The 6128-nt window shown below is 64.5% G+C and carries 5 protein-coding genes; 4 read left to right on the top strand and 1 reads right to left on the bottom strand.

Annotated features, from left to right (window positions below):
- The 4 genes from EN893_RS14740 to EN893_RS14755 form a co-directional block, all read left to right on the top strand.
- The coding region (locus tag EN893_RS14740) for an aminomethyltransferase family protein (protein ID WP_164900870.1) at positions 1-827 on the top strand (827 nt) is incomplete at its 5' end.
- On the top strand, positions 824-1729 hold the full coding sequence (locus EN893_RS14745; protein ID WP_127269321.1) for a homocysteine S-methyltransferase family protein: 906 nt from the start codon (positions 824-826) through the stop codon (positions 1727-1729). The genes EN893_RS14740 and EN893_RS14745, both read left to right, overlap by 4 nt.
- Entirely contained in the window at positions 1722-2903 is a 1182-nt protein-coding gene (locus tag EN893_RS14750) for a pyridoxal phosphate-dependent aminotransferase (protein WP_027034771.1), read from the top strand. Before EN893_RS14745 ends, EN893_RS14750 begins: the two co-directional genes overlap by 8 nt.
- Complete coding sequence (locus EN893_RS14755) at positions 2900-5350, top strand: FAD-dependent oxidoreductase (protein ID WP_127271776.1); 2451 nt, start codon at positions 2900-2902, stop codon at positions 5348-5350. Before EN893_RS14750 ends, EN893_RS14755 begins: the two co-directional genes overlap by 4 nt.
- A 149-nt stretch (positions 5351-5499) precedes the next feature.
- Here EN893_RS14755 and EN893_RS14760 read toward each other — a convergent pair whose 3' ends face one another.
- Positions 5500-6087 carry an NAD(P)H-dependent oxidoreductase gene (locus EN893_RS14760; protein WP_127268477.1) on the bottom strand — a complete coding sequence of 196 codons (588 nt, stop codon included), beginning with the start codon at positions 6085-6087 and terminating at the stop codon, positions 5500-5502.
- Positions 6088-6128 lie beyond the last annotated feature (41 nt).

Raw genomic sequence — 6128 nt, forward strand, 5'->3', positions numbered from 1 at the left:
AAATGTCCGTGGTGCGCCACGACGACAACCTGATGACGCTGATCACCGCGGCGGTCGCGCAGTGGCACGATTTCGAATGGCTGAAATCGCGCATGCCCAAGGATGCGCCGTTCAGGCTGATCGACCGGACCGAGGAATTCTCGACCCAGATCCTGGCCGGCCCCAACTCGCGGAAAATCCTCGCCGATGTCTGCGAAGCCGACCTCACTTTGCCATGGCTGACGCATCAGGAGACAAAGATCGCCGGTCGCTGGGCCAAACTCGTGCGCGTCTCCTTCGCCGGCGAACTCGGCTGGGAAATCCACACCAGGGTGGACGACACATCAGCCATCTTCGACGCCGTCTGCGCGGCAGGCCAGCAACATGGGCTGAAGCCGTTCGGCATGTATGCGTTGGATTCACTCAGGCTTGAAAAAGGCTACCGCACCTGGAAGGGCGACCTGTCGACCGACTATTCGATCCTGCAGGGCGGGTTGGAGCGCTTCGTCAAATGGGACAAGCCCGATTTCCGTGGCAAGGCTGCACTCCAGAACGAAAAGCAGCAAGGCGTGAAGAAGCGCTTCGTCACGCTGGTTATAGAGAACCCGGGCGACTGCGACGCCCCTTCGGTGTCGACGCTCTGGCATGACGGCAAGATCGTCGGCGAGACGACGTCCGGCGGTTGGGGCCACCGGGTCGACAAGTCGATCGCGCTCGGCATGCTGCGCGCCGATCTGGCCGAGCCAGGCACATCAGTCGAGGTCGAAATCTTCGGTGACCGCTTTCAGGCGATCGTGCAGAAGGATGAACCGTTGTGGGATCCGAAGAACGAAAGGCTGCGCGCATGAAGAAAATCATCCTCACCGATGGCGGCATGGGCCAGGAACTGGTCCGCCGCAGCAAATCCGAGCCGACGCCGCTATGGTCAGCCCGGGTGCTGATCGACGAACCGGATCTGGTGCGCGACCTGCACGCGGAATTCATCCGTGCCGGCGCCCGTGTCATCACCATCAACACCTATTCGGCAACACCCGAACGCCTGGCGCGCGAGGGCGCGGAAGACCTCTTCAAGCCGTTGCAGAAGCGCGGCATCGAATTGGCCAGACAGGCCCGCGACGAGGCCGGCGATGCAGCCATCGCCGGCTGCCTATCGCCGCTTTTCGGCAGCTATGCACCGGCACTGACCATTTCCTTCGAGGACACGCTCGATATTTACCGCCGCATCGTTGCCGAGCAGGCCGATGGCGTCGACCTGTTCCTGTGTGAAACCATGGCGTCGGCGGACGAAGCCCGCGCGGCGGTCACCGCGGCATCGGAAAGCGGCAAGCCGGTATGGGTGTCGTGGACGCTGGCCGACCACGGCAAGCCGCGGCTGCGCAGCGGCGAAGCGATAGCCACCGCGGCAAGCGCGCTCGACGGCCTGGCAGTCGCCGCGCGGCTGGTCAATTGCTGCCGGCCGGAAGCAATCGCCGCGGCTTTGCCTGAACTGATCGGCCTCGGCGGCCCGGTCGGCGCCTACGCCAATGGCTTCACGTCAACCGAAGCACTCAAGCACGGCGGCACCGTCGATGTGCTGCACGCTCGTCACGACCTTGGCCCGGATGCCTATGCCGACCAGGCGATCGGCTGGGTCGAGGCTGGGGCAAGCATCGTTGGCGGCTGCTGCGAAGTCGGACCACCGCACATCGCCGCTCTGCGCGACCGGCTCGAACAGGCCGGCTACGAAATTTCGGGAGTTTTGCATGCCTAGACCATCATCGCGCATTTCCGGCATCGTGCCTTCGGGCAAGGACGGCTGGGAAGTCCATTTCGCCGCCTGGACGCGCAAGGAGGCCGGCGAAGACATCATCATGCTGTCGGTCGGCGACCATGATTTCGACACGCCTTCGCAGACGATCGAAGCCTGTGTGACCGCGGTTCGCGGCAGCAATCATCACTACACCCCGCTTCCCGGCCTGCCGCGCCTGCGCAAGGCGATGGCGGCGGCCTCGAGCGCCTGCACCGGCGTCGAGACGTCGCCGGATCAGGTGATCGCCACGCCGGGCGGCCAGGCCGCACTCTATGCGGCCGTGCAGGGCGTGCTCGACCAGGGCGACCACGCCATCGTCGTGGCGCCCTATTATGCCACCTATCCCAACACGTTCAGCGCCGCAGGCGCTGACTTCACCGTCGTCGAGACACCGGCCGAGGATGGCTTCCAGCCACGTGCCGACATGATCCGCGCGGCAATCCGGCCGAACACGCGCGCTATCCTGATCAACACGCCGAACAATCCGACAGGTGCGGTCTATTCGCGCGAGCGGCTGGAGCAACTGGCAGAAGTCTGCCGGGAGCACGACCTCTGGCTGCTGTCGGACGAAGTCTACTGGACGCTCGGCGGCGGCGAGCACGTCTCGCCGCGCTCGCTGCCAGGGATGGCCGAGCGCACGCTGGTCATCAATTCGATGTCCAAGAGCCACGGCATGACCGGCTGGCGCATGGGCTGGCTGACGGGACCGGAGGAGATGATCACGCTCATGATCAATCTCAATCTGGTGACGACCTACGGCCTGCCGGCCTTCATCTCGATCGCCTGTTCCGAGGCGCTGGAGAACCGTTACGGCGTCAAGGAGATCGCCGAACGTTACGCGGCACGCCGCACCGTCTTGCTCGACGCCGTGCGGGGCATGAACGACGTGACCGTGCGCGGTTCGGAGGGCGGCATGTATGTCATGCTCGACATCTCGGCCGTCGAACCGGACGATGAGAAATTCGCCTGGGCCCTGCTCGACAAGGAAAAGGTCGGCGTCATGCCCGGCTCCAGCTTCGGCGAGGCGGCCGCCGGCCACATTCGCATCAGTCTCTGCCAGCCCGAACCGGTGCTGCAGGAAGCTGCACTTCGTCTGCGCCGCTTTGCTTCCAGCTACCGTCGCGAGGCAGCATGACCGCCAAGGCAGTTCCCGCCAAAGCAAGGGCGGTCATCATCGGCGGCGGCGTTTCCGGCTGTTCGGTCGCCTATCACCTGGCCAAGCTTGGCTGGACCGATATCGTGCTTCTCGAACGCAAACAGCTGACGTCGGGCACGACATGGCATGCCGCCGGCCTGATCGGCCAGCTGCGCGGCTCGCAGAACATGACGCGGCTGGCGAAATATTCCGCCGACCTCTACGTCAAGCTGGAAGCCGAGACCGAGGTCGGCACCGGCATGCGCCAGGTCGGTTCGATCACCGTGGCGCTGACCGAGGAGCGCAAGCACGAGATCTACAGGCAAGCATCGCTGGCGCGTGCCTTCGATGTCGATGTCCGCGAGATTTCGCCCAGGGAAGTCAGCGAGATGTACCCGCATCTCAATGTTTCCGATGTCGTCGGCGCCGTGCATCTGCCGCTCGACGGCCAGTGCGACCCCGCCAATATCGCCATGGCCCTGGCCAAGGGCGCGCGCCAGCGCGGCGCCACCATCGTCGAGAATGTCAAGGTCACCAAGGTCCACAGCAAGGCCGGCCGCGTCACCGGCGTGTCCTGGGCGCAAGGCGAAGAGCAAGGCACGATCGAGGCCGACATCGTCGTCAACTGCGCCGGCATGTGGGCCCGCGAACTGGGAGCGCAGAACGGCGTCACCATACCGCTGCACGCCTGCGAGCATTTTTACCTCGTCACCGAACCGATCCCCGGCCTCACCCGTCTGCCGGTGCTGCGCGTGCCCGATGAGTGCGCCTACTACAAGGAAGACGCCGGCAAGATGATGCTGGGCGCCTTCGAGCCGGTGGCCAAGCCGTGGGGCATGGACGGCATAAGCGAGGATTTCTGCTTCGACCAACTGCCTGAGGACATGGAGCATTTCGAGCCGATCCTCGAAATGGGCGTCAACCGCATGCCGATGCTGGCGACCGCCGGCATCCACACCTTCTTCAATGGTCCTGAGAGTTTTACGCCCGACGACCGCTACTATCTCGGCGAGGCGCCGGAACTGGCCGGCTACTGGATGGCGACCGGCTACAATTCGATCGGCATCGTCTCATCCGGAGGCGCCGGCATGGCGCTGGCGCAGTGGATCAACGATGGCGAAGCCCCCTTCGACCTGTGGGAAGTCGACATCCGCCGCGCACAGCCGTTCCAGAAGAACCGCCGCTACCTCAAGGAGCGCGTCTCCGAAACGCTCGGCCTGCTCTATGCCGACCATTTCCCCTACCGCCAGATGGCGACCTCGAGGAATGTCAGGCGTTCGCCGCTGCACGAGCATCTGAAGGCGCGCGGCGCCGTTTTCGGCGAAGTCGCCGGTTGGGAGCGCGCCAATTGGTTCGCACGCGAGGGCCAGGAGCGCGAATACCGCTATTCCTGGAAGCGCCAGAACTGGTTCGACAACCAGCGCGAAGAACACCTCGCGGTCAGGAATGGCGTCGGCCTGTTCGACATGACCTCGTTCGGCAAGATCCGTGTCGAGGGCCGCGACGCTCGGCACTTCCTGCAAAGACTATGCGCCAACGACATGGACGTCGCCCCGGGCAAGATCGTCTACACCCAGATGCTCAACCAGCGCGGCGGCATCGAGAGCGACCTGACGGTCTCGCGGCTGTCGGAAACGGCTTTCTTCCTCGTCGTCCCCGGCGCCACGCTGCAGCGCGACCTGGCTTGGTTGCGCAAGCACGTCGCCGACGAGTTCGTCGTCATCACCGACGTGACGGCGGCCGAAAGCGTGCTCTGCCTGATGGGCCCGGACGCGAGAAAGCTGATCCAGAAGGTCAGCCCCAACGATTTTTCCAATGATAAAAATCCGTTCGGCACGTTCCAGGAGATCGAGATCGGCATGGGCCTGGCCCGCGCGCATCGCGTCACCTATGTCGGCGAACTCGGCTGGGAACTCTATGTCTCGACCGACCAGGCGGCTCATGTCTTCGAGGCGATCGAGGAGGCAGGTGCGGATGTCGGCCTGAAACTCTGCGGCCTGCACACGCTGGATTCCTGCCGCATCGAAAAGGCCTTCAGGCATTTCGGCCACGACATCACCGATGAAGACAATGTGCTGGAAGCCGGCCTTGGCTTCGCGGTGAAGACCGCCAAGGGCGACTTCATCGGCCGCGAAGCCGTGCTGCGCAAGAAGGAAGCCGGCCTGTCACGCCGGCTCGTTCAGTTCCGTCTGAAGGATCCAGAGCCCCTGCTCTTCCACAACGAGGCGATCCTGCGCGACGGCAAGATCGTCGGCCCGATCACTTCAGGCAATTACGGCCATCATCTCGGCGGCGCCGTTGGGCTGGGCTATGTGCCTTGCAAGGGCGAGAGCGAGGCGGATGTGCTGGCCTCAACCTACGAGATCGAGATCGCCGGCGAGCGCTTTGCGGCGGAAGCGTCGCTGAAGCCGATGTATGATCCGAAGTCAGAACGGACAAGGATGTAGCACCCCTCTTCCTTCGCCCCGTTTACGGGGAGAAGGTGGCCCGAAGGGCCGGATGAGGGGCGGCGCCAACCTCTGCAATGTTCGTGCTGCCCCTCATCTGCCTGCAGGCATCTTCTCCCCGTGGAGCGGGGAGAAGGACGCCAATTCCCTCAAAACCGCTCCAACTTCGCCCGCACCTTCGCCAGAAACGCCGCCCGCGTTGCCGGCGTCGAGGCATCCATCAGATAGTGCGCCAGGAAAAACGTCCGGCAGCGCGTCGCGCACAGCGCCCGCATGCCGCGCAGCAGGGTCTTGCGTCCCGGCTGGCCGACGACGACGCTCCACCAGGTCGGCGCGCCGCAGGTTGTGATGACGCCGACCTTGGTCACATGCGTCATCAGCGACTTGATCCGTCCCTTGCCGGCCGGCAGCTTGAAGGCGACGTCCGTCGCCCACACCCGGTCGAGCCAGCCCTTCAGCATCGCTGGCAGCCCGTACCACCATGTCGGATAGACGAACAGGATCGCCTCGGCCCAGTTGAGCAGTTCGAAGTGCGGCTTCAGTGCCGGGTCCTGCGGCGCCTGGTCATTGTAGGAGCGCCGCTCATCGCAGCCCATCACCGGGTCGAATTTCTCCGCATAGAGGTCGAGCAGCCGCACCTCCCAGCCTCGTCGCGTCAGCACGTCCACGGCGGTGTCGCGGATGGCCGCGCAAAAGCTCTCGGGCACCGGATGGCAGTAAACCACCAGCGCGCGCATCAGAAGGCATCCATGCTGGCCGCGACCTTGGTCATGAAGGC

The organism is Mesorhizobium sp. M7A.F.Ca.CA.004.04.2.1, from assembly GCF_004022825.1.
Classification (GTDB): domain Bacteria; phylum Pseudomonadota; class Alphaproteobacteria; order Rhizobiales; family Rhizobiaceae; genus Mesorhizobium.

Bases quoted from the DNA above. Each gene is read 5' to 3' on its own strand.
- EN893_RS14745 (WP_127269321.1), top strand. From the start codon at position 824: ATGAAGAAAATCATCCTCACCGATGGCGGCATGGGCCAGGAACTGGTC.
- EN893_RS14750 (WP_027034771.1), top strand. From the start codon at position 1,722: ATGCCTAGACCATCATCGCGCATTTCCGGCATCGTGCCTTCGGGCAAG.
- EN893_RS14755 (WP_127271776.1), top strand. From the start codon at position 2,900: ATGACCGCCAAGGCAGTTCCCGCCAAAGCAAGGGCGGTCATCATCGGC.
- EN893_RS14760 (WP_127268477.1), bottom strand. From the start codon at position 6,087: ATGCGCGCGCTGGTGGTTTACTGCCATCCGGTGCCCGAGAGCTTTTGC.